Annotated in this window: 24 protein-coding genes and 1 riboswitch; of the genes, 10 read left to right on the forward strand and 14 right to left on the reverse strand. The window is 53.4% G+C overall.

Annotation, left to right across the window (positions count from 1 at the left end):
• Positions 1-103: 103 nt before the first annotated feature.
• Positions 104-556, reverse strand: a complete 453-nt coding sequence (locus tag GJ1_RS12690) for a C40 family peptidase (RefSeq protein ID WP_066233015.1) — start codon at positions 554-556, stop codon at positions 104-106.
• A 338-nt stretch (positions 557-894) separates the two neighbouring features.
• Between GJ1_RS12690 and GJ1_RS12695 the strand changes: the two genes are divergently transcribed.
• From GJ1_RS12695 to GJ1_RS12715, 5 genes are all read left to right on the forward strand, one after another.
• Complete coding sequence (locus GJ1_RS12695) at positions 895-3,351, forward strand: putative bifunctional diguanylate cyclase/phosphodiesterase (RefSeq protein ID WP_066233016.1); 2,457 nt, start codon at positions 895-897, stop codon at positions 3,349-3,351.
• A gap of 1 nt (position 3,352) precedes the next feature.
• Positions 3,353-3,724, forward strand: coding sequence for a DnaJ family domain-containing protein (locus GJ1_RS12700; protein ID WP_066233019.1), 372 nt, complete (start codon positions 3,353-3,355; stop codon positions 3,722-3,724).
• A gap of 188 nt (positions 3,725-3,912) precedes the next feature.
• Positions 3,913-4,482, forward strand: a complete 570-nt coding sequence (locus tag GJ1_RS12705) for a hypothetical protein (protein WP_066233022.1) — start codon at positions 3,913-3,915, stop codon at positions 4,480-4,482.
• Positions 4,483-4,687: 205 nt separating this feature from the next.
• A complete protein-coding gene (locus GJ1_RS12710; RefSeq protein WP_066233081.1) occupies positions 4,688-5,329 on the forward strand; it encodes a precorrin-2 dehydrogenase/sirohydrochlorin ferrochelatase family protein in 642 nt (213 codons plus the stop codon).
• A complete protein-coding gene (locus tag GJ1_RS12715; RefSeq protein WP_066233024.1) occupies positions 5,326-6,147 on the forward strand; it encodes a PhzF family phenazine biosynthesis protein in 822 nt (273 codons plus the stop codon). Before GJ1_RS12710 ends, GJ1_RS12715 begins: the two co-directional genes overlap by 4 nt.
• A gap of 183 nt (positions 6,148-6,330) precedes the next feature.
• Here GJ1_RS12715 and bshB2 read toward each other — a convergent pair whose 3' ends face one another.
• Positions 6,331-6,984, reverse strand: coding sequence for a bacillithiol biosynthesis deacetylase BshB2 (gene bshB2, locus GJ1_RS12720; protein ID WP_066233027.1), 654 nt, complete (start codon positions 6,982-6,984; stop codon positions 6,331-6,333).
• 13 nt (positions 6,985-6,997) lie between these two features.
• Complete coding sequence (locus GJ1_RS12725; protein WP_066233029.1) at positions 6,998-7,345, reverse strand: YojF family protein; 348 nt, start codon at positions 7,343-7,345, stop codon at positions 6,998-7,000.
• A gap of 154 nt (positions 7,346-7,499) precedes the next feature.
• On the opposite strand from GJ1_RS12725, the gene GJ1_RS12730 reads away from it, so the two are divergent.
• The gene (locus tag GJ1_RS12730; protein ID WP_066233032.1) at positions 7,500-8,270 is read left to right on the forward strand and encodes an arginase family protein; all 771 of its coding nucleotides are present in this window, start codon (positions 7,500-7,502) and stop codon (positions 8,268-8,270) included.
• A gap of 171 nt (positions 8,271-8,441) precedes the next feature.
• Here GJ1_RS12730 and GJ1_RS12735 read toward each other — a convergent pair whose 3' ends face one another.
• The 8 genes from GJ1_RS12735 to GJ1_RS12770 all read right to left on the reverse strand — a co-directional run bounded on the left by GJ1_RS12735 (position 8,442) and on the right by GJ1_RS12770 (position 15,036).
• Positions 8,442-8,726 carry an acylphosphatase gene (locus GJ1_RS12735; RefSeq protein ID WP_066233033.1) on the reverse strand — a complete coding sequence of 95 codons (285 nt, stop codon included), beginning with the start codon at positions 8,724-8,726 and terminating at the stop codon, positions 8,442-8,444.
• An 87-nt stretch (positions 8,727-8,813) separates the two neighbouring features.
• Positions 8,814-9,560 carry a sirohydrochlorin chelatase gene (locus tag GJ1_RS12740; RefSeq protein ID WP_066233036.1) on the reverse strand — a complete coding sequence of 249 codons (747 nt, stop codon included), beginning with the start codon at positions 9,558-9,560 and terminating at the stop codon, positions 8,814-8,816.
• A 10-nt stretch (positions 9,561-9,570) separates the two neighbouring features.
• A complete protein-coding gene (cobA, locus tag GJ1_RS12745) occupies positions 9,571-10,347 on the reverse strand; it encodes a uroporphyrinogen-III C-methyltransferase (RefSeq protein WP_066233083.1) in 777 nt (258 codons plus the stop codon).
• A 116-nt stretch (positions 10,348-10,463) separates the two neighbouring features.
• A complete protein-coding gene (gene cysC / locus GJ1_RS12750; RefSeq protein ID WP_066233038.1) occupies positions 10,464-11,114 on the reverse strand; it encodes an adenylyl-sulfate kinase in 651 nt (216 codons plus the stop codon).
• 12 nt (positions 11,115-11,126) lie between these two features.
• A complete protein-coding gene (gene sat, locus GJ1_RS12755) occupies positions 11,127-12,287 on the reverse strand; it encodes a sulfate adenylyltransferase (RefSeq protein WP_066233041.1) in 1,161 nt (386 codons plus the stop codon).
• 30 nt (positions 12,288-12,317) lie between these two features.
• A complete protein-coding gene (cysP, locus tag GJ1_RS12760; protein ID WP_066233044.1) occupies positions 12,318-13,391 on the reverse strand; it encodes a sulfate permease in 1,074 nt (357 codons plus the stop codon).
• Positions 13,392-13,406: 15 nt separating this feature from the next.
• The gene (locus GJ1_RS12765) at positions 13,407-14,114 is read right to left on the reverse strand and encodes a phosphoadenylyl-sulfate reductase (protein ID WP_066233048.1); all 708 of its coding nucleotides are present in this window, start codon (positions 14,112-14,114) and stop codon (positions 13,407-13,409) included.
• A gap of 122 nt (positions 14,115-14,236) precedes the next feature.
• Positions 14,237-14,343: riboswitch (SAM riboswitch) on the reverse strand.
• Positions 14,344-14,811: 468 nt separating this feature from the next.
• Positions 14,812-15,036: a DUF1128 domain-containing protein gene (locus GJ1_RS12770; RefSeq protein ID WP_066233051.1), complete on the reverse strand. Its 225-nt coding sequence runs from the start codon at positions 15,034-15,036 to the stop codon at positions 14,812-14,814.
• 223 nt (positions 15,037-15,259) lie between these two features.
• On the opposite strand from GJ1_RS12770, the gene GJ1_RS12775 reads away from it, so the two are divergent.
• Together GJ1_RS12775 and GJ1_RS12780 are read left to right on the forward strand one after the other, a co-directional pair.
• Positions 15,260-15,748, forward strand: a complete 489-nt coding sequence (locus tag GJ1_RS12775) for a low molecular weight protein-tyrosine-phosphatase (RefSeq protein ID WP_066233052.1) — start codon at positions 15,260-15,262, stop codon at positions 15,746-15,748.
• Between the two features lie 52 nt (positions 15,749-15,800).
• Positions 15,801-16,634: a YihY/virulence factor BrkB family protein gene (locus GJ1_RS12780; protein ID WP_066233054.1), complete on the forward strand. Its 834-nt coding sequence runs from the start codon at positions 15,801-15,803 to the stop codon at positions 16,632-16,634.
• A gap of 237 nt (positions 16,635-16,871) precedes the next feature.
• On the opposite strand, the gene GJ1_RS12785 is transcribed toward GJ1_RS12780, so the two are convergent.
• The gene (locus GJ1_RS12785; protein ID WP_011229925.1) at positions 16,872-17,018 is read right to left on the reverse strand and encodes a BH0509 family protein; all 147 of its coding nucleotides are present in this window, start codon (positions 17,016-17,018) and stop codon (positions 16,872-16,874) included.
• 118 nt (positions 17,019-17,136) lie between these two features.
• Entirely contained in the window at positions 17,137-18,270 is a 1,134-nt protein-coding gene (locus GJ1_RS12790) for an MFS transporter (protein WP_066233057.1), read from the reverse strand.
• Between the two features lie 146 nt (positions 18,271-18,416).
• Here GJ1_RS12790 and cax point away from each other — a divergent pair, with 146 nt between their 5' ends.
• Together cax and GJ1_RS12800 are read left to right on the forward strand one after the other, a co-directional pair.
• Positions 18,417-19,469, forward strand: coding sequence for a calcium/proton exchanger (gene cax, locus GJ1_RS12795; RefSeq protein ID WP_066233059.1), 1,053 nt, complete (start codon positions 18,417-18,419; stop codon positions 19,467-19,469).
• A gap of 151 nt (positions 19,470-19,620) precedes the next feature.
• Positions 19,621-20,409, forward strand: coding sequence for a YfkD famly protein (locus GJ1_RS12800; protein ID WP_066233062.1), 789 nt, complete (start codon positions 19,621-19,623; stop codon positions 20,407-20,409).
• Positions 20,410-20,481: 72 nt separating this feature from the next.
• On the opposite strand, the gene yfkAB is transcribed toward GJ1_RS12800, so the two are convergent.
• Positions 20,482-21,606, reverse strand: coding sequence for a radical SAM/CxCxxxxC motif protein YfkAB (yfkAB, locus tag GJ1_RS12805; RefSeq protein WP_066233065.1), 1,125 nt, complete (start codon positions 21,604-21,606; stop codon positions 20,482-20,484).
• Between the last annotated feature and the right edge of the window lie 171 nt (positions 21,607-21,777).

A 21,777-nucleotide genomic window follows, 5' to 3' on the forward strand; every position in this document is an offset into this window, starting at 1 on the left:
CGTATTGGGCTCTCCGGTTGCGGAGGGCCGCTTTTTTTGCATAATAAAAACCCCCTGTCTATTAAGCGGACTTAATATGACAGAGAGCTTTCTTGATGAGCCATTACAGACGCTTGGCCCCGACATATTTCGTTTTCCAGTAGCTGCTGTTTAAGTTGTCGATCTTCACGCCGCGGGACACCGCATGGATGACTTGGTTGTTGCCAATGTAAATTGCAACATGGGAGACGCCTTTTGTGCTCTTGGAAGTGTCAAAAAACACTAAATCTCCCGGCTGTAATTGGGACTTATGTACGTATGTACCTTTTTTGTACATTTCTTGAGAGGAGCGAGGCAACGTGACGCCAACTTTTTTATGGGTATAGTAGACAAATCCTGAGCAATCAAATCCTTTTGGCGTCGTGCCGCCATACTGGTAAGGAGTGCCGATCAGCTTTTTCGCTTCGGCGATGAGCCGTGTTTTGTTGGCGGCTGCATCTGATTTGGAAGTGCTTACAAAGAAGGAGGAAAATAGAACGATCATGGATGCGAACAGGAGAGAACACCATTTTTTCATTTTCCCTAACCCCCGACAAAATCTTGTTCGATTCGACGTCTTTTAACTAGAGTATAGCAGAGGAAACTAGACTTGTTTTTTACAGTTGGATTAAATAATGTTACAGCACCGTTACAAATATAGCACCTCGTCCTAATGGCTTATATCAATAGACATTTTCGTTTCGGTCAACCTGTCTTTATGGCCATAAGCGTGGGAAGGTTTCTCATACCCGAGTCCTATGACCAACAGATGAATGTCGTAAGCTGTCGAACGAATAGGAACGGCGGAGGGAGCAGAACGAAGAAGCGCCGTCTTATAATGAAAGCAAAGCGTCGAAAAATCGATGACGGTGATGGATGATGTCGAATCAACTGGAATATGTCTTGTATATCTTGGGCCTTTTTTTGACGGCCGTCGGTGTCTATATATACGGCTATTGGATGGCAAAACGGCATTGGGGGGATGCGCCATGGCGGGCGGCGCCGAAGCTGACCACGGCGTTTGCCATCGTTTCGCTGTTTTTTCTCGGTGCAGGGATGGTTTATATCAACTATGCTGAGAAACACGAACGTCGTGAATATGAGGAAGCAGCAAAGCAAATCGCCGGCATGATCGCCGGCGATTTGGATGCCATGGGGCACGAGCGGCTCGATGAAAATGCGGAGCGTCTGCCCGAGTATCGTATGGTGATGGCGGTGCTGGAACGTTGGCAGCACTACGGCCGCGTGCTGAGCGTGTATACATTAAAAAAGAATGAGCGCGGTGAACTATATTTCGTGGCAGCGCCAGCGACGGACTATAATCGGAACGGCCGCATCGACGGCGAAAAGGAACAAGCAGTTCCGCCTGGGTCGGTTTATCGCCATCATTTTCCGGAAATCGAAGAAGCGTTCCGCGGCCGGTTTGCGATGGAACGGCATCCGACAACGGATGAATGGGGAAGAAGCATCAGCGCGTTTATGCCGGTCCGGCAACCGGACGGGACGGTGGATGCGGTTGTCGGCATCGATTTTGACGCCAAGACGTATGAGCAATATTTGCAACGCGGGCGGCAAAAGGCGATGTGGGCGATGGTGGCCATGTTTTTGGCGACGGCGGCTGCCTATTTGCTTGCTTTGCATCAACAAATGGAGCGGAAGGCGTTGGCTGTCTATAAAAAAACGCTCGCAGCCAACGAGCATCGGCTTCGGCGATTGGCGGAAATGACAACGGAAGGCCTGATCGTCTATGCGCACGGGAAAGTCATTGAGGTCAATGAAGCAGCGTGCCGCCTGCTCGGTTATTCAGAAAGCGAGCTGATTCATTTGCCGATCGAGGATTTAGTCGTTGACGGATCAATGAAATTGAATCGTCCGCATGAGGAACCCGAGCGCTTTGAAATCGAGCTGCGCCGAAAAGACGGCATCGTATTTCCAGCAGAAGTCGTCCGGCGCCGCTACGATTACGAAGGGGAAAAAGTGACGGTAGCCGCCGTTCGCGATTTGACGGAACAAAAGCAAAACGAAGAGCGGATGCGCTATATCGCCAACCATGACGAACTGACCGGATTGCCAAACAAAGAGGCGATGTATAAAGCGGTGGAGCGTTGCCTTGCCGCGGCGAAACAACAGCGCCATGAAGCGGCAGTCATGTTTTTGGAAGTGAGCGGAATGAAGACGATCAACGATTTTTACGGCTACGCCGTCGGGGACGAAGTGCTGCTCCATTTGGCGCAAAAATGGAAAGAAAAGCCGGGAATGGCCATCGGGCGCTGGAGCGGGAATGAATTCATCGCAGTCGTTCCGAATGGCGCGTGTCAAAAGGCCGAAGAAATGGCGAAACAGCTCATTAAGGCGGCCGACGAACCGATTGTGGTCAACGGGATGGAATTGTATGTGACCGTGAACGTCGGCATCAGCGTCTACCCAAAAGATGGGGAGGATGCAAAAACGTTGATCCGCAAGGCGGATATTGCCCGCTACGAGGCGCGAAAAAAAGCGGCGAGCGATTTTCTCTTTTTCACCGAACCGATGGCGATCCGGCTTCATGAAAAGATGGCCATGGAGCGCGATTTGCGGCGTGCGCTTGAAAGTGGGGAGTTTGAATTGTACTATCAGCCGCAAATTCGGCTTCATGACCGGCAAGTGATCGGCATGGAAGCGCTGATCCGCTGGCGCCATCCAGAAAAAGGAATGATTCCGCCGTCATTGTTTATCCCTGTTGCTGAACAGACCGGCATGATCATTCCGATCAACGAATGGGTGATCCGCACCGCCTGTGAGCAGACGAAACAGCTGCTTGACCGCTTTCCTGACTTATCCGTTTCTGTCAACTTGTCGCCGTATGAATTTGAAAGTCGCCGATTTGTCGACAAGCTCGCCCGTCTGCTCGCTGACACCGGGCTGCCGCCGCACCATCTCGATTTGGAAATTACAGAGCGGATGACAATGGATACAGAACACGCGCTCGATATTCTGCCGAAACTGAAGGCGCTTGGCGTAACGATCAGCATGGACGATTTCGGCACCGGCTACAGCTCGCTCAGCTACTTGATCGATTTGCCGATCGACCGGCTGAAAATCGACCGTTCGTTCGTCCAGCATATTCAAGGAAAAAAAGATGTCATCTTGCCGGCGATCATCCGCCTCGGGCATAATATAGGCGTGAAGGTGTTGGCCGAAGGGGTCGAAACGGAGACTGAAGCGGCTTATTTGCAAGGAAAACGATGCGATGAGGCGCAAGGCTATTATTTTTCCCCACCGCTTCCGTATGGCGAGTTCGTCCGGTTCTTAAACGAGCAGCGCGTGAGGCGGCAGGAACAGGAGCTGACGTAAAATGGATGGATTTTGGCGCATCGCGGAAGAGAAAATTCGCGAGGCGATGAAAAACGGCGAGTTCGACAACTTGCCCGGCTTTGGCAAACCGCTTGAGCTCGAGGACCTCTCCCGCATTCCAGAGGAGCTGCGGCTCGGGTATTTGTTGCTGAAAAACGCCGGCTATGTGAAGGAGGAAGCGGAGCTGCGCAAAGAGCTCTTGACGCTCGAGGACTTGCTTCGCTGCTGCGAGGATGATGAGGAAAAACGGGAGCTGGAGAAAAAGTGGACGGAAAAACAGCTTCGTTTTGCCGAACTGATGAAAAAGCGGGGGCAGACGAATTCGAAGGCGCTGCGTGACTACGAGCGGCGCATTGAGGAAAAATTCCGCTGAATGCCAAAAAGGAGAGATGCGCTGAAAAGCCAATCTCTCTCTTTTTTTATGCAAAAACGACTAAAAAATGGGGAAAATAGGGGAGGGCCGATGAATCACGAAGGGGGGCGAGCGCAGTCTCCGAGTGAAAGTCATCATCAAGAATATCGAAACAGACCGTGAATCACCAAAAAAGGAGTGACGAAATCGTGAAACGCGTATGGTTAGCCTTCTTTACCGCTTTGGCGCTGGCGATGCCGTCGACGGTGGCTGCTGTTGGCCAAAGCGGCGAAGCCGTTGACGTCCGCATGCCGGCCGGTCATATGTGGAAGCACGGGGCGCTGGATGAGCAAAAGTGGTTGGAAATGGTGCAGACGTATACGCCGGAACAGGCCGATGAATGGAAAAAAGTGCTGGAGGAACGGAAAGCGCTGCGTCAGCAACTCGATGACGAACAGGTGAAACAAGCGATCAAAGAAAAGTGCAAGCAAATGAAAAAAGAACGCGAAGCGGCGCTTGATCGGCTCATCGACCAGCTGGCCGACAAAAAAATCACGAAAGACGAGTTCAAGCAAGAGCTGAAACAGTTACATAAAAAGAAACGATGGATGACGAAGGAAGAAAAACAGCGGCTCCATATGCTTCATGAGCACACAAGACAGGCGATGGAAAGCAACAATAAGGAAGCCATGGCGAAATTGCTTCCGCAATGGCTTGACTATATGAAAAAAGAGAATGAACGGTTGGCGAAATGGCTTCAGGAAGTGAAACAAGGATGATATAATGAAGGAAAAGGCCGTGTTCGATGCACGGCTTCTTTTTTTCTTCATCTTGCTTTTCAGCGAACGTTGCGGCGGACAAGGGCTTCGTCAACAGTTCACAGCTCGAGTGCAATCGATCAAGGAAAAGAGCCGTGTTCGTTGGTCGAGAGGATCGGGCCCAAAACCGGCCAAAGGAGCGTCTGTATTGCGGGAGGAGAAAGCGATGGGATACCCAGTGATTCTTCAGCTTCGCGGCCGTCGGGCGGTCGTTGTCGGCGGCGGAAACGTAGCAGCAAGGAAAATTCACGGATTGTTGGAAGCGGGCGCGGACGTCGTTGTCATCGCCCCGGAGGCAGCGCCGGACATTGAGGCGCTCGCTGCTAAAGAAGCGATCGTTTGGAAGAGGAAGCGATTTGACCCGAACGATTTGGCGGGGGCGTTTTTGGTTATTGCGGCGACGAGTGACCGCGAAGTAAACGAGGCCGTGGCGCGGGCGGCGGAGCCGGGCCAGCTGCTCAATATCGTTGACGACCCGGAGCGATGCGATTTTCACGTTCCTGCAGTCATACGCCGCGGCCCGCTTATGATCAGCGTCTCAACCGGGGGCGCGAGCCCGGCGCTCGCCCGCCGCATCCGCCGCGAGCTTGAGGAGCAGTACGGGGACAAATACGGGCCGTACTTAGAGTTTTTGCGGCAGGCGCGCGACATGGTGCTGCGCGAAGTGGCGGACGCCGAGGGGCGGAAGCGGCTGTTCCGGGCGCTCGCTGCCGACTCGTTCCGGCAAAGTGGGCGCTGGGAGGAGGAGTTTACCCGTTTGTTGGCGAAAGAAAAAGAGCGAAACAAGGAAGGAGAAAGAGGGCGATGAGCATCCCGATATACATTGTTGATGCGTTTACGGACCGGGCGTTTGCCGGCAATCCGGCGGCGGTCTGCCTGCTGCCGCAACCGGTTGGGGATGATTGGATGCAGCGTGTCGCTGCGGAAATGAACTTGTCCGAGACGGCCTTTTTAGTTCCGCATGAGGGCGGCTATCGTCTGCGCTGGTTTACCCCTAAAGCAGAGGTTGATTTGTGCGGCCATGCAACTTTGGCGAGTGCCCATGTGCTGTGGGAGCGCGGGGAACACCGCCGAGATGAAGCGATTGCCTTTTTCACGAACAGCGGAGTATTGACGGCTATAAACAACGATGGTTGGATTCGGCTCGATTTTCCGAACGAAACGCCAGTGCCGGTTGAGTCGCCTCCTGCTGCGCTTGTTGGTGCCTTGCCAGCTGAACCGCTGTTTATCGGGCGCAACCGGTTCGATTATTTGGTGGAAATCGGCTCAGAACAGGAGGTGCGCAGACTGACCCCGGATTTCCGCCTGCTTCAAGAAGTAGATGCGCGCGGCATCATTGTGACAAGCCGTTCAGCGGCAGAAGAAATGGATTTTGTATCGCGGGCCTTTTTTCCGGCTCTCGGTGTGCCGGAAGACCCGGTTACCGGCTCCGCCCACTGTTGCCTCGGGCCGTATTGGGCGGACAAGCTCGGGAAAACGACGTTAGTCGGCTACCAAGCTTCAGCCCGCGGCGGCATTGTGCGGGTGATGGTGGCAGGCGAGAGGGTTCAGCTCGAAGGAAAAGCCGTCACCGTGCTGAAAGGGGATCTGGCCGCCGAGGCCGCTTTCGGATTGCAACCCATCTGAAACATTCCAGCGGAAACAATGCCTGTTCCGGATCCGGTTGGGCGGGCTGGTGTTTTCTTCACTGCCTATGCCAACGAAAAAGGCGCCCAAGCCTCACGTGAAAGGCGGGCTCCCTTTTTTCGGCGGCGGAGCCGGCCGTGCCGGTTCAGCCAGCTTGGAGGTGCGGCCGGCGCCTGTATACGTTTAGTCATCCCACCGGTACGTCCAAAACCGTTCTGTTTTCAGCCAAGCGAGCGCATCGCCGCGCTTGGATGCCGCCTGCATCAGCCCTTCGGTTTGCGAACGGTGGGCGCGAATGGCGGCCAGCTTCGTGTCGATCACCGAGCTGACATCGCGCACGACATCCGGCTGGCCGAGATCTTGCTCGCAGTTTTTTGCAAACGCGACGCAATGGACGGTCGGCCGTTCTTCTTTCGGCCAGCGCTTTAAGGCGCGGATGACAGCGGCTCCGCATGCGTCATGATCGGGATGGACGCTGTATCCAGGGTAAAACGTAATGACAAGCGATGGATTCGTTTCCGCTATGATGGCGGCGATCCGGTCGGCCATCTCCTCTTCATCCTCAAACTCGACCGTTTTGTCGCGATAGCCGAGCAGGCGCAAGTCGCGAATGCCAAGAATGCGGCATGCGTCTTCGAGTTCTTGCCTGCGGATCAACGGAAGCGTTTCGCGGTTGGCAAACGGAGGCACGCCCATATTGCGCCCCATTTCGCCAAGCGTCAAGCAGACGTAAGTCACCGGCGTGCCGTTTTGCGCATGCTCGGCAATCGTTCCCGACACGCCGAACGCTTCATCGTCCGGGTGGGGAAAAACAACGAGCACATGTCGTTCGTTCAATGGAACTCCCTCCTTAGACAAACGGCTCGTCGCTCAGCTCGAGGGCGACGGCCAATTTTCCTTGGTGATCATGGCCTGCGAGCAACAATTGTCCTTTTTCCGTCCATTCCCAATGGGTCAGCCCTTCTGCGTACACCCAGCCAAGATCAAGCTTCAGTCCGACGCGGTATGGCCCGGGGCCGGTGATCTTGCCGCGGGTAAAGCGGATGCGGGCGTTGCGGATGTAAGCGCCGGCGGAAAAAAAACCTTCGTTATGATGGGACGCGTACGCTCCGTTCGTCGTTTCCAAATGAATATACACGTCGCGATTGGCAAAGCGGTTCAATGCCTCTTGCACGGCGGCGGCGTTGATTGGCTGCACGCGAGGTCCCCCCTTTAGTTGTTTTCTATTATTGTACATGACAGAGGCATAAGAACGGAAATATTTCGCCTTTTGTTGTATAATGGAAGCAGACACATCTTGGACTCATCCACACCTGAGAAGCGTTGAATGATCAGTGGAAAGGTGAAGGTTGATGGGGTTTCAAGGCAATGGTGTCACGATGCTTAACTTTGACGGCGTATACCGGCCGCAGAAGCGGCTGTTTCGTTTTCCGCACGAATGGATCGATCTTGCCGACGTACCAGAAACGAATTTGTATTGCAGCGAAGCGGCGCTTGCCGAAATCGAGCGGCGGCTTGAGCGGCGGCGAAAGCGCGGGGCGGTGCTGATCGGCAACGGCAACTACCATTATGTCACGTATTTGTTGCTGAAAGACATCAGTGAACCATTTACGCTTGTGCTTTTTGACCGCCATACGGATGCTGAAGGAGGGGATGATGTCATTTCGTGCGGCTCATGGGTCTCCTATGCGCTAAAGCATCCGCGGCTGCAAAAAGTCGTTATTGTTGGTCCATCTGTTTCTCCGCACCATCTTCGTTTATCTCCAAACATTACGGTTCTTCCATTTGACGATCATGATGAATGGCCGAAAGCGCTCATCGAGGCCATCCCGACCGGAAGCATCTATATCAGCATCGATAAAGACGCGCTTCGCCGCGAAGACGCGGTGACAAACTGGGATCAAGGAACAATGCCGCTTTTCCGGCTGCTTGCTTGCCTGCGGTTGCTCTTATTCCATAAAAAAGTGCTCGGCGTGGACATATGCGGCGAGTACCCGCCATCTGCTGTCGACGTGTTCGATCCGTTTTGTCGCGAAGCGCGGCGAAAAAATGAGCAGGCAAACATGGCCATTTTGGAGACATGTTTTCACTATACGGCGCCGCATTTGCGGCCGGCGTCATGAGGCCGTGTCGGAAGCGAAGGAATGGAGCGGCAAAAGGCAGCGCCGCTGTGGCCTGACAGTTAGAAAAAGGGAAGGCTGCTGTTCCTCGGGCTTTTGCGGGCGGCCGGCGCTTTTGTTTCCCGATGGGCGAAAAAGCTGGAAAGGCCGCTGCCCGAGGGATGAGCCTAGTTGTCACAAGCCGCTTCCGTATATAATGCGAAATTGTTTTTCATCAGGGCGGACATTGCGCGGCTCGATATGCATGCGGGCGACTTTGGCAAACATCGTTCCGGCTTCGATTGTGTCCAGAAAAAGTTGGAGAGCGCTTTCATTCCCTTGGACTTCCATTTCCACCGTCCCGTCGTCATTGTTTTTCACCCAGCCGGTCAGCCGTCGCTTCAGCGCTTCGTGCTGGACGAAATAGCGAAACCCGACGCCTTGCACGCGTCCTTCAACGATGACATGAACCCGTTTCATATGGCGAAGCCCCCTTTGTTACGGTCATTCTGCTTTCATCATATAATAGACAAAGCGGAAAGTACACGAAAAAAGGAGCTTGAACAATCAAGCTCCTTTTTTTACGGATGACAGCAATGATACTTGTTGTTGAATGAGCGTCACGAGCCGCGGATGACAGCCTAGGTAAGAGCATAAATGCCACTGCTTGTCGGAAACAGAGAGCCCCTGCAACTTCCGTTCGATCGTTTTCATTAAGACGCCAGTAAACAATAAGTATGGGACGACGAACACGCGCCGATACGCTGATGCGCTCGCCCGCTCAAGCCCTTCGTCGAGCTTCGGGTGGATGGCGGTGAGAAAGCAAACGTCCACGTGCGGCACGTTCGTTTTTTCTTTTAAACGTGCAGCAATGGCGGAAATGTCGCGCTTCGTGTCTGGATCGCTGCTGCCGCGGCCGACAAGAAGAATCATTGATTTGCCGTCAAGCGGCGCGGATTGTTCGCGGATGCGATCGATAACGATGTCGATCATCGCTTCATGGACGCCGAATGGAGCGCCGCAGAGGATGTCGACGGAAGGGTGGCGCCGTCTCGCGATATCCAATGCCGCCGGAATATCGTGTTTGGCATGACCCGCGGAAAGAAGGAGAAGCGGAACGACGATGATGCGCGTCGCCCCTTGGGCGACGCAGCGGTCAACACCGGTCGCAATGTCTGGTTCCGCGAGTTCGACAAAACATAGCTCTTGAATCGGAATATCGATGGCCCCTCGGCACTGTTCGACGAAGCGAGCTGCTTCATGGAGCGCGGCGTCGATGCGGCTGCCGTGGCTGACGTATAAAATGGCTTCCATCACCATCGCCTCACGATGTTGCGCCGGCGGCCGCGGATGACGCGAGCAACTGCTCAAACCATTGAATGTTGGCGCGCAGCCGGACGACGTCCCCGATGATGACCATGCTTGGATTTTGAATGTTTTCTTTAGCAGCGGCGGCAGCGATTGTTGCGAGCGTGCCGGTGACGGTGCGCTGAGCTGTTGTCGTTCCCCACTCGATGACCGCCGCCGGTGTCTCCGGCGCTTTGCCGTATTTCATCAGTTGGCCGCAAATGTACGGCAAGTTATGAATCCCCATGTAAATGGCGATCGTATCAATGCCTTTGGCGAGGCTTTCCCATTTGATTTCGTCACGGCTTCCGTCGCGCCGATGCCCGGTGACAAAGGCGACGCTTGAGCTGAACTCGCGATGGGTGACGGGGATGCCGGCATAAGCCGCCGCCGCAATGGCGGAGGTGATGCCGGGAACGATCTCAAACTCGATCCCATGTTTGGCCAGCGCCTCGGCCTCTTCGCCGCCGCGCCCGAACACGAACGGATCGCCGCCCTTTAAGCGAACGACTGTTTTTCCTTTTTTGGCGTGCCAGACGAGCGCATAGTTGATCGTCTCTTGCTGCATCGCATGGTAGCCGGGCAGCTTGCCGCAAAAGATGAGCTCGGCGTCCGGTTTGGCATACGAAAGCAACTCTTCATTGATGAGGCGGTCGTACAAAATGACATCCGCCTGCTGGATGCATTTTAACCCTTTGACAGTAATGAGTTCCGGGTCGCCGGGGCCGGCGCCGACAAGGTATACTTTGCCCATCATTGTTTCAGCCCTTTCTTGCATGGTTCAGCCAACCAACCGCCCGACAGCGGCATGGACGCTCGGTTGCTTTTATTGTAAATGGCCTGCCTTGGTATGAAAACGACATTGTCAAATCATCTTCTGCTCTTTTTCAAGTCGAGCAGCACAGGACGATCAGTTTGTCTCGGTTGCGGGATGAAGCCGCGCCCGCGCAGGTAGGCGAGCACTTGTTCAGCACACTCTTCAACAGAATAACGGTGTGTTTCGATCGTCAGTTCCGGCGCTTCCGGCGCTTCATATGGCGAGTCGATGCCCGTAAATTCGCGGATTTCCCCACGGCGCGCTTTTTGATACAGCCCTTTCGGGTCGCGCTTTTCACATTCTTCAAGCGGGCAGTTGACGTAAATTTCGATAAACTCGTCTTCTTCCACTAAGCGACGGACGAGCGCCCGGTCTTCGGCAAACGGCGAGATGAAGGCCGTCAGCACAAATTGGCCGCTGTCGACAAACAGCTTTGCCACTTCACCGATGCGGCGGATGTTTTCCGTCCGGTCCTCGGCGGAAAAGCCGAGATCTTTATTGAGCCCGTGACGGATGTTGTCTCCGTCTAAGACATAGTTTTGAATACCGAGCTCAAACAGCCGTCTGGAGACGGCGTTTGCCACTGTCGATTTGCCGGAGCCGGACAGCCCGGTGAACCAAAGGATGGCGCTATGATGGCCGTTGCGCTCGCGTCGGTCTTTTTTTGTCACCGATGTATGATGCCAAACAATATTCGTGCTCATCGCGATCCTCCTTTAGCGCGCTGACGGGGCGGCCGTTTCGCGTTGTTGCAGCCCTTTGATCAAGACGGCCGCCACTTCCGGACGGCTGAACGTGCTCGGCGGCACTTGGCCGTTGCGCAGCATTTCGCGGACTTTCGTGCCGGAAAGGACGACATGGTATTTCGCGTCATGCGGGCATGTTTTCGTCGACGCCATCCCTTCGCATTTCGTGCAATAGAAGCTATGTTCGAAAAAGAGCGGCGTAATGCCGAGTTCTTCGGGCGTAAAGTTCAAGAAGATTTTTTGCGCATCGTATGTGCCGTAATAATTGCCGACGCCGGCATGGTCGCGGCCGACGATGAAGTGCGTGCAGCCGAAGTTTTTGCGCACCATCGCATGGAAAATCGCTTCACGCGGTCCGGCATAGCGCATGGCCGCTTGGAACACGCCCAAGAACACGCGATCTTTCGGATAGTAGTTTTCAAGCAGCACTTGATAGCTTTCCATCCGGATGTCGGCTGGAATGTCGTCGGCTTTCGTTTCACCGACGAGCGGGTTTAAAAACAAGCCGTCGACGACTTCAAGCGCGCATTTTTGAATGTATTCATGGGCGCGATGAACCGGGTTGCGCGTTTGGAAGCCGACAACGGTGTTCCAGCCGAGTTCGGCAAATTTTTTCCGCGTTTCGGCCGGGTCGAAATAAAACGCCGCAAATTGGCCTTTGTCGGTTCGTTTCACGAGCGTCACCGCTCCGCCGACATACACGTCCGGCTTTTCAAACAGCTTGCGCACGCCCGGGTGGGCGAGTTCATCCGTTTTGTAAACGAGCTTGGCTTCTTTCGTTTTGTCCGGGCGATAAATGTCAGCAATCTCAATGACGCCGTAGACGTTGCCGTTATGAACGAGTTTCGCTTTATCGCCAACAGAAAGCTCTTTCGCTTTTTCTTCTGTTACCGCGAGCGTGATCGGAATGCTCCAGACGGTGCCATTAGAAAGGCGCATCGTTTCCACGACCGAGTCGTAATCCGCTTTCGTCAAAAAGCCGGTGAGCGGGCTGTAGGCGCCCGTTCCGATCAGCTCCAAATCGCTCAGTTCGGCATTGGAGAGCTCAATCGTTTTTGTCGCCTCATCGAGCGGATAGTCCGGATTCCAACGATTGATCAACGTACCGCCATGCGGGATGCTTAAGCTCATGTTTATAACCTCCTAGATTGATAGATGTTGTTAAATGCCGCCGCCGTGCTCATGAATCGAGCGCTTTTCTTCGGCAACTGTTTTTTTCAAACTGATGACGCCAAGCGTCGCCAAGCAGACGCTCAAGATCGCGACGACCGTGTAGACGTCGCTGTCAAGCAGCAGCTTGACGAGGCTGTATGAAATCACAAGGGAAAAAATCGGCGAAACAAACCAAACTTTTAAGAGCTGCACGACGATTCGCTTTTGCCAGATGGACAATCCGCTTTTCGCCGTGCCGATGCCGATGATCGCTGATGTCGTAATTTGCGTGAGCGGCACAGGCAAACCAAACAGCGAGGAAATGATGACGAGCATCGCTCCTGTGCCGGAAATGGCGATTCCCTCAAACGGGGAGAAATTTGTAATTTTTTTCCCGTTCGTTTCCAAGACGCGGTGCCCAAGCAAAAGGGCGCCGGCGGCGACGAACAAGCCGCCGAACATCGTCGCCGGCCCGACCTCGATCAGCCCGGCGCCAACAAGCGGTCCGACCGCGTTGGCGACGTTGTTCATGCCGGCGGAAAACGCCTCAAAAAAGCCGGTGACGATAAGAAGCGCCATAAACGTTTTTTGCCAGCGGCCTTGTTCAAGCTGCGGATATTTGCGCTTGAGCGCCAAAAACCATTTGCCGACGGCGAACGTAAACGAAAAGGCGATGATCGGGATGATGATCCACGCCGAGACGATGAACAACAGTTTTTGAAAGTACACCGCTTGGTAGGCAATGCCGACGCCGACGACGGAGCCAACGGTGATCTCGCTTGTCGACAGCGGGATGCCCATCATGTTGGCGGCAAACAGTGAAATGGCCGCTGCGGCTAAAATAATGACGACAATGTTGATGGTGAGAATCGAGGACGGGATAATGCCCGACCCGATGGTCTTCACTACTTCCCCGCCGCCGAGGCTGCCGAGGAAGACACCGACGCCGCAAAGAAGGAGGGCGACCGATTTTCTCGGAATGGCGCCTGACCCGTAGGCGACGCCCATCGAGGCCGCCGCGCCGCTTGCCCCGATGTTCATGGCGAAGAAAAAGGATACGATAAACGCAATGGCAAGGAGCATGTCAATGTTCTCTCCTTAGGCGAGATGGAGCCCGCATTCCGTCTTTCCTTGTCCAGCCCAGCGCCCGGAGCGCAAATCGTTCGGGTCCAACGCCGGCGCCGTACACGGGGCGCAACCGATGCTCGGGTAGCCGCGGTCGTGGAGCACATTGTATGGAAGGTCGTGCTTATACACGTAGTTCCATACATCTTTCCATGTCCAATGAATGAGCGGGCAGACTTTGATCGAACGGAATTTGTCGTCTTTGTTGATGTACTCGACATGCCGCCGCGTCGGCGATTGTTCACGGCGCAAGCCAGAAATCCAAGCGGTCACTCCGGTCAGCACCTCGCGCAGCGGAATGACTTTGCGCAGCTCACAGCATTTGTTCGGGTCGCGTTTCCATAACTCGTCGCCAAACTGCGCCTTCTGTTCTTCCAACGTCAGGCGCGGCTGCTTCATCACGATGCAAAGCGACGGGTATTTCTCTTTCACTTTCGCGATTGTATCGTACGTCTCTTGGAAATGCAGGCCGGTGTCCAAAAAGACGATTTCTGCATCCGGTTTAACTTGGGAAATCAGATCAATGAGCACGATCCCCTCGACGCCGAAGCTGCACGCGTATACGATCTCATCGCCGTATTCGCGGTACGCCCAGGCGAGGACGTCAAGCGCCCCTTTTGTTTCATTATCGGACGGAAAAGACGGTTTTTCCGCCGTTTCCCATTGATCATATGTGAGCATCGGTTCCCCCTCCTTGTAAAACAAAGAAAATCAACATAATTAGTCGGATATACAGCCGACAAACAACGATTTGGCGATAAAAACGCCCCTTCCATTTCGGAAAGAGCGAAAGAATGGGTAGCGCCTTATCTTCCAAAATGGAATCCATTTTGTTGGAATTGGCACCTTACCAAACACAGCAGGTTGCCGGAGTTCATTGGGCCAGTCCCTCCCTCGCTCTAGATAAGCGTATATAATTTAATTGAGTGAACTACTCCCACTTAGCTTTGCTTGAAGTGGGAGCTTCTCAGTTCCACGACGAAAGCAACCTTTCGTCTCCCTGAGCGTGACTTCGGGTCGTCCCAACCCTAGGTGTCCGATGTGACAGAAGTTCTTTTGTATCTTGGCTATTTTACGAGTGGAAGGATCTGCTTGGTTCTCGCCGACTTATTTGTCCACTCAACCCCATATAGCCACTTATCAAAGAACATGGTGTACATTTAGTTTATCATGCGTTTTGGCTAACGCCAACCGAAATTCATCTCCCACTTATCGCTGGGCTGCGCCCTTCAAGCGCTTGAAGTGGGAGACTTCTTTCGGAAATCTGTTAAAATTTTAACATAATTAGCGCCAATGTCAATCCAAGTTTTTCGATGGGAATTATTTTTATATGCAAGTGGCGTCGTGTTCGCGCCCGCCTAGCGACTAAAACGGGTGATCATCGTTTGCGCAAGTTCCCGAGCTCTTCAACAATCGCCTGCATTTCACTCGGACTGAACGTCTCGCGTTTCATCACCATCTCGTAAATGTCTCTCAATTCATCGTACCATTCCTCGGAAAAGTGGGACGGCTTGATGGCATCCAAGTTCAGCACTTTCAACTTTTGCTTCAGCTGCTCGATCATATAAGCGACATTTTCCGCCGACCGTTTTGACAAATCCATCGGTTTGCTCCTTTCAAGGCAAGTTACCATGTATTGTACCATAGGTAAAGGAGAATGGGGAGAAATTGTAAGCTCGCCTTTCTGCTGAAAAACGGGCGATGTGGTAAAATGTAGATGCGCATGCATGGCGCCAGGTCTAGGGTGGAAAAGGGGCTAGACGAAAAGGCAAGAAGGAAAACTAACGGTGGGAAGCACCGTGGACATAGCGAGGGGGGCTGTTCCGATGATTAAAGTGCTGTTTGTTTGTCTTGGAAACATTTGTCGCTCGCCGATGGCGGAAGCGGTCTTCCGTCATTTGGTGAAAGAGCGGGGGCTTGACGGTCTGATTGCCGTTGATTCGGCGGGAACAGGCAGCTGGCATGTCGGTGAGCCGCCGCATGTGGGGACAAGAAGGGTTTTGACTGAAAATAAGATCGACTACTCCGGCATCCGCGCCCGGCAAGTGAACCACCGTGACTTGGAAGAATTTGATTACATCATCGCCATGGACGCAGCCAACTTGAACGATTTGCGCCGATTGGCTGGCTCCCGTTCGAAAGCGGTGCTCGCCCGGTTGCTTGACTTTGTTCCCGACCGGGAAAAAGACGATGTGCCTGATCCGTATTATACCGGGAATTTTGCCGAAGTGTATCGCCTCGTCCGCTCAGGGTGCGAGCATTTGCTTGAGAGGATCATTCGCGACCATCGGCTTGGCGCGGATGAAACAACATGACTTTAAGGATGGGCGCACCTGTCTTGGGAAAAACGGGGAAGGAGGGTAGCCGATGGTCGTAAATTTGGCGTTCATCCGTGAGTTGGCCCGCCGTTTTACGGAAGATGAAATCCCGCGCTTGTCGGCGGAGTTGGCGTATTACTTTCTTCTGTCGCTTTTTCCGTTTTTGCTGTTTTTAATGACGCTATTGGCGTATTTGCCGATTCCGCATGAGGATGTGCTCGCGCTTGTGCGGCAATACGCCCCGAAAGAGGCGCTTCATCTCATTGAGACGAATGTTCGCCGCCTCATCGATGAGCAAAACGGAGGATTGTTGTCGTTTAGCATCATCGCAGCTATTTGGTCAGCGTCTAATGGCATGAGTGCCATTATGAGGGCATTCAACCGCGCTTATGATGTGCAAGAAGACCGGCCGTTTTGGATCGTACGCGGTCTGTCGATTGTGTTGACGCTCGGCATGATCGTTGTCATAATCGTTGCCCTCGTGCTCCCGGTCTTCGGGCGGATGATCGGGCTGTTTTTGTTCTCTGCTCTCGGGTTGTCGCAACAGTTTTTGAACGTCTGGAACGCGTTCCGCTGGGTGACGAGCTCGCTGTTATTGTTTGTCGTCTTTACTGCCCTTTATTATTTTGCTCCGAACAAACAGCTTCGCTGCGTCAACGTCGTGCGCGGCTCGCTGTTTGCCACCGCCGGCTGGATCGCGACATCGCTCGCCTTTGCTTATTATGTCAACAACTTTGCCAATTACACAGCGATGTACGGCAGCCTTGGCGGGATGATTGTGCTGATGGTTTGGTTTTATTTGTCCGGCATGATTCTCATTTTAGGCGGGGAACTCAACGCCATGTTCGACTGCGAGCACAAGGGGAGAAGGCGGCTGCGCTAACATGCATAAACAGTGCCGGGGCGGGATATCGTAACCATGCAGGGGATTTTGACATAGGGGGGATCACGATGACGAAGCACACGAAAAAAGATGGGCGCACGAAGCAAAAAGGAAAAAACAGACCAAAGCATAAGACGAGCGGCAGCGCCAACGGACAAAACGGTTATCATTGAAAAAAGGCGTCCTGGCAAGGGACGCCTTTTTCATGCAGGTGGAGGCGCATCGGGTGACGGTGTTTTATTCGACAATTTCTTCGTGATGGTGGTAATAGCGCTCATAAATGTATTCAATTTCTGCATCGGTCATATAGGCGAGTTCCTCGCGCGACAATCCCCGCACTTTTTCGATAAACTCAATCATATTTTTCCGTTCCGTTCTGCTCATGATCGCCACTCCTTTATACTGTTTTAAAACAGAAACTTGATATCTTGGTTTTATTATATAACAGAAGGAACGAAATGGTCAACGATTTTTTTGAAAAAAATAAAAAAATAAAAAACGGTCAAGCCGCTGTTTCCTGTTCCCGGCGGCTGACGAGGCAAATGGCCGGGACGAGGAGGACAACGCTAACCGCGAGGAAAAAGGCGCGGGCAGAGAGATCAACCACGCTGCCAGCAAGCGGCGGGCCTGTCATGCTGCCGAGGCTATACAGCATTCCACACAGCAAATTGCCGGCCGGAAGCAGCGCTTTCGGCAACAGGTCGGTCATATAGGCGATGCCGAGCGAGAAGAGCGAGCCGGTAAACATGCCAGCGGTGAACAAACAGGCAGCCAACCCAACCGTGGACGCACCGACAGTGAGGGCAATCAAAAAACAACCGGCGCCGGCCAAGAGTGCGCCGGTGATGACACGGCGCCGTCCGAACCGGTCGCTGAGCGCTCCGAGCGGAAGCTGAAAGATGATGCCGCCAAGCGAGAAGCATGGCAAGATGAAGGCGATCTGCTCAGCGCTCATCCGCTCACGCAAGGCGTACAGCGGGAAGATGGAATGAACGGCCGCTTCCAAAAAGCCGTAGGCGAATGGCAGCAGGAGCGCCGGCCACGCCTGTCTCCAGGCGCCGATAAACCGACCGGCCGTCGATGAAGAACGTTCAAGCGGCTTCGGCTTTTCATTCGGCAGCCAAAAGACAGCGATCCAACCGACGAAGCTAAGGAGAGCAGCTAAATAAAACGGCAGCGCCTCTTCGACCGAAGCGAGTGCAGCCAACAGCGGGCCGATGGTGAAGCCAAGGCCGAACGCCCACCCATACAGCGACAGCCGCCGTCCGCGCTCCGCCGGCGGAGAAAAGTCCGTGATCCACGTTTGCGTCGCAAAATGAAGCATATGGTCGCCAATTCCGATGGCAAAGCGAAGAACGAGCCAAACGAAAAACGATGGAAAAAGTGGAAAAAGGATGAGTGCGCATATTACAATAGAAGCGCCAAGGAGAATCATCGGCTTATACCCATATTTGCTCAACGGCCGCTCCAAAAATGGCGAAATGGTCAAGACACCGATATACAGGGCGGCGGCGTGCGCGCCGTTCATCGATGAAGAGACGCCGTTTTCATCAAGAAGCACCGCCAAAAGCGGCAGCAACATCCCTTGCGACAGACCAGAGACGGCGACAATCCCGGTTAAGATGGCAAAACGCATCGTGCATCCCCATTTCAGTTGAAATCGCCGGCCGATCAAACAAGCGAGGCCGGATGTTTCCTAGGGCGAATGAATGCCCTTATCCATCGTATATAGAAACGGCGGTCAATGCAACGAAAACAATCAAGAGGAAAGGTGGAAGAGAAATGAACAAGGTGTTTGCTTGGATGACATGGATCGGCGTGCCGGTGTCAGTCATCGGCGGGTTTCTTCACTGGCCGACCGTCTTAATGTTTGTGCTGTACTGTTTGACGATCATTGCGCTCGCAAGTTATATGGGGCGGGCGACGGAAAGCTTGGCGATCGTCGCCGGGCCGCGCATCGGCGGGCTATTGAACGCGACGTTTGGCAACGCGGTCGAGCTGATCATTTCCATTTTTGCCTTGCAGGCCGGACTCGTTGACGTCGTGCTCGCTTCCTTAACCGGTTCGGTGCTTGGGAACCTGCTTTTAGTGGCTGGGTTATCGTTTTTTGTCGGCGGCTTAAAGTATAAGCGGCAAGAATTCAACATTTACGATGCTCGCCACAACGCCGGACTGTTGACGTTCGCCATTTTTGTCGCCTTCGTCATCCCGGAAGTGTTCACGCTGCAAATGGATCGCAGCAAACAGCTCGCGTTAAGCGTCGGCATCTCGATCATTATGATATTGCTTTATGTCGCCGCCCTGTACTTTCGGCTTGTCACCCACCGCGGTGTATATCAGCATAAATCGGAAGAAGCGGAAGAACATGAAGAACCGGAATGGGGAAAAGGGAAAGCGACCGCCATTTTGGCGTTGGCGACGGTCGCGGTCGCCTATTTATCCGAGCGGCTCGTTCACACATTTGAAACGGTTGCTGAATCGTTCGGCTGGAGCGAGCTGTTTATCGGGATCATCATCGTTGCCATCGTCGGCAATGCGGCGGAGCACGCTTCCGCGGTTATTATGGCGTACAAAAACAAAATGAATGTCGCGGTGGAAATTGCCGTCGGTTCGACATTGCAAATCGCCATGTTCGTTGCGCCGGTGCTTGTGCTCGTTTCGCTTTTGTTTCCGGAAAAAATGCCGCTTGTCTTTTCACTTCCTGAGCTGGTGGCGATGGCTGCTTCCGTGCTCTTGATGATCGTGCTGTCCAACGACGGGGATACGAACTGGTTCGAAGGAGCGACATTGCTTGCTGCCTATACGATCATGGGCATCGGCTTTTACTTGCTGTAAGTGACTGCACCCGGGCGTTCGCCGTTCCGGGTGCTTTTTGTCGGAACAAAGTTTTTGATGCCAAAGCGGGAAGAAATTTTCGCCGTTGCGGATAAAGCACGCATTTTGAAAGAAAATAACAGTGAATATTGGACAGAAAGGAGCGAAGGTGATGAAAAAGTGGGTCGTTTCGCTGTTCGTGAGCGTGCTTCTTCTTTATGCGGCGGCGTTTCCGGCGCTGGCGGCTTCCGACAAACCGGCGCCCGGTGCGGTGATCGATATATCGAAAGAAAATACGTATCCGAACCCGACGCAAGATTTGCCGCATTTGGAACCGAGCTCGTTTGCGAAACAGCTGTTGAAATCGGCGAATGTAAAAATTGAAAATCCTGAATTGATCCATCTCTTTAATGAATCTTCGGCGACCGACACGCCATGGGCCATCGGCTATCGAGCGACGATTTATTTAGGCCAATGGCCGCTCAATTACCAGTCGATCGAAACGTCGACGAACTGGGAATATCAAAAGGTCAACACGAATTTCCTTGATAACCGCGGCGGCGATACGGCGCAAAAGTTATACTATAAACAAGAAATGCAAAAATACGTCCGCGGCGGGTTGACGGTGAAAGTGCCGAATGAAGACGCGGTTAAGCGGATGATGTTAAACAAAGCGATGGAAAAGACGAACTTGCCGCTCTCTTTCAGCACGGTTGTCGGCCTTGGCACGAAAAAAGACCAACCGTACAACGTGCCGGCGAAAAAAATGGGGTATTTGTACGCGTACGCTCCGGCGGTGAATGAAAAAGGGAAGGTGACGTACGGGGAAGTGTACGTCGTGCTCAAAGGAAACAAAAAGAAAATTGTCGTCAAAAACGTGACGACAAGAGGCGTCGGAGCATGGATCCCGGTGCAGGATCGACTGTATATGTCTTACATTGTAAGCGAGCAGCCAAGATAAAAGGTGTCCCAAAAGGACGGGACACCTTTTTTGCGCATAGATTGCCGTTGGCCGGCGAAAAAACAGCTTCTTCTATTGTGTGATGCGCGCCGACCGCTTCGTAAAATCGACGCCGCGGTAATACGTCTGCTTCACAAGGACGTTCGGTCCGAGGCAGCGAGCGGCCGGGCAGTGGCAAAGAAGCTCCCTAGCAAGCTTTGAGCGCCGCCATCGGTCATACACGTCCGGCAGCGAATCGTGAATGATGTTGCCAAGCGGCGGTTCATCGCCGAAATCGGTGACGATGACATCGCCGGTGAAAATGTTGACATTGAGCCGCGAGCGGCCGTCCGGATCGTTGCGCACGGTGACGTTTTTGCTTTCATACAGCCGCTTCAATAGGCGCACATCTTCCTCGCTGTCGCTGCACGGGTAAAACGGCAGCGTGCCAAACAGCATCCAGACGTTTTCGTCGCGAATGTCAAGCAAATGGTGAATCGCCTCGCGCAATTCATCGAGGCTGAGCGTCTCAAGGGCGCTGGCAAAATCGCTCGGATACATCGGGTGGATTTCATGGCGCCGGCAGCCCATTTCCTCGACAACTTGCCGGTGGATCGTTTCCAAATGGCGGACCGTCCGTTTGTTTAACATCGTTTCTGCTGACACCATCACCCCGGCGTTCGCCAGCGCTTTCGCATTATCGATCATGCGTTCGAAATATTTTTCCCGTTGCGCGCGCGTCGGCTTCCGCTCCATCATGGCAAAACCGCCTTCGACAAAGTCGTCAACCGTCCCCCAGTTGTGCGAGATGTGGAGCACATCCAAATATGGAATGACTGGTTCATAGCGAGACAGATCCAACGTCAAGTTCGAATTGAGCTGCGTTCGCACCCCGCGCTCGTGCGCATAGCGGAGAAGGGGAACGACGTATTGTTCGACGGATTTTAACGACAGCATCGGTTCGCCGCCGGTGATGCTGAGCGAGCGCAAATGCGGAATTTCCTCCAACCGGCGGAGCAACAAATCAAGCGGCAGCGCCTCTGGATCTTTCGTTGCCAACGTATAGCCGACGGCGCAATGCTCGCAGCGCATATTGCAAAGCGTCGTTGTTGTAAACTCAATATTCGTCAGCTCTAGTTTTCCATATTCTTCAATATCGACGTACGCTTCCCACGGGTCATACGCCGGTGTAATTGCTGGCATGGTGGATGAATGCATGGCCTTCTCCTCTTTCCATTCAAAGTCCTAACGTTCATTATTAGCAACCGCTCCAACGCTTGTCAATCGTTTTGGCTTCCTGCTATCCCATTCGTATGACGGCGGCGCGGCCATCATGCGAAAAAGAAAGATTTTTTACAAAACACTGTAAAACAAAGTATAATAAAAAGA

Origin of the sequence: Geobacillus jurassicus NBRC 107829, from assembly GCF_001544315.1 — a bacterium.
GTDB lineage: Bacteria > Bacillota > Bacilli > Bacillales > Anoxybacillaceae > Geobacillus > Geobacillus jurassicus.

What these genes read in the sequence shown, in the direction of transcription:
- cobA (WP_066233083.1), bottom strand. Translation starts at nt 10,347, where the DNA reads ATGGGCAAAGTATACCTTGTCGGCGCCGGCCCCGGCGACCCGGAACTC.
- cysP (WP_066233044.1), bottom strand. Translation starts at nt 13,391, where the DNA reads ATGCTCCTTGCCATTGCGTTTATCGTATCCTTTTTCTTCGCCATGAAC.
- GJ1_RS12690 (WP_066233015.1), bottom strand. Translation starts at nt 556, where the DNA reads ATGAAAAAATGGTGTTCTCTCCTGTTCGCATCCATGATCGTTCTATTT.
- GJ1_RS12775 (WP_066233052.1), top strand. Translation starts at nt 15,260, where the DNA reads ATGATTAAAGTGCTGTTTGTTTGTCTTGGAAACATTTGTCGCTCGCCG.
- GJ1_RS12715 (WP_066233024.1), top strand. Translation starts at nt 5,326, where the DNA reads ATGAGCATCCCGATATACATTGTTGATGCGTTTACGGACCGGGCGTTT.
- GJ1_RS12770 (WP_066233051.1), bottom strand. Translation starts at nt 15,036, where the DNA reads ATGGATTTGTCAAAACGGTCGGCGGAAAATGTCGCTTATATGATCGAG.
- GJ1_RS12780 (WP_066233054.1), top strand. Translation starts at nt 15,801, where the DNA reads ATGGTCGTAAATTTGGCGTTCATCCGTGAGTTGGCCCGCCGTTTTACG.
- GJ1_RS12765 (WP_066233048.1), bottom strand. Translation starts at nt 14,114, where the DNA reads ATGCTCACATATGATCAATGGGAAACGGCGGAAAAACCGTCTTTTCCG.
- GJ1_RS12790 (WP_066233057.1), bottom strand. Translation starts at nt 18,270, where the DNA reads ATGCGTTTTGCCATCTTAACCGGGATTGTCGCCGTCTCTGGTCTGTCG.
- cax (WP_066233059.1), top strand. Translation starts at nt 18,417, where the DNA reads ATGAACAAGGTGTTTGCTTGGATGACATGGATCGGCGTGCCGGTGTCA.
- GJ1_RS12700 (WP_066233019.1), top strand. Translation starts at nt 3,353, where the DNA reads ATGGATGGATTTTGGCGCATCGCGGAAGAGAAAATTCGCGAGGCGATG.
- yfkAB (WP_066233065.1), bottom strand. Translation starts at nt 21,606, where the DNA reads ATGCATTCATCCACCATGCCAGCAATTACACCGGCGTATGACCCGTGG.
- sat (WP_066233041.1), bottom strand. Translation starts at nt 12,287, where the DNA reads ATGAGCTTAAGCATCCCGCATGGCGGTACGTTGATCAATCGTTGGAAT.
- GJ1_RS12730 (WP_066233032.1), top strand. Translation starts at nt 7,500, where the DNA reads ATGGGGTTTCAAGGCAATGGTGTCACGATGCTTAACTTTGACGGCGTA.
- GJ1_RS12710 (WP_066233081.1), top strand. Translation starts at nt 4,688, where the DNA reads ATGGGATACCCAGTGATTCTTCAGCTTCGCGGCCGTCGGGCGGTCGTT.
- GJ1_RS12735 (WP_066233033.1), bottom strand. Translation starts at nt 8,726, where the DNA reads ATGAAACGGGTTCATGTCATCGTTGAAGGACGCGTGCAAGGCGTCGGG.
- GJ1_RS12785 (WP_011229925.1), bottom strand. Translation starts at nt 17,018, where the DNA reads ATGAGCAGAACGGAACGGAAAAATATGATTGAGTTTATCGAAAAAGTG.
- GJ1_RS12740 (WP_066233036.1), bottom strand. Translation starts at nt 9,560, where the DNA reads ATGGAAGCCATTTTATACGTCAGCCACGGCAGCCGCATCGACGCCGCG.
- GJ1_RS12695 (WP_066233016.1), top strand. Translation starts at nt 895, where the DNA reads ATGATGTCGAATCAACTGGAATATGTCTTGTATATCTTGGGCCTTTTT.
- GJ1_RS12800 (WP_066233062.1), top strand. Translation starts at nt 19,621, where the DNA reads ATGAAAAAGTGGGTCGTTTCGCTGTTCGTGAGCGTGCTTCTTCTTTAT.
- cysC (WP_066233038.1), bottom strand. Translation starts at nt 11,114, where the DNA reads ATGAGCACGAATATTGTTTGGCATCATACATCGGTGACAAAAAAAGAC.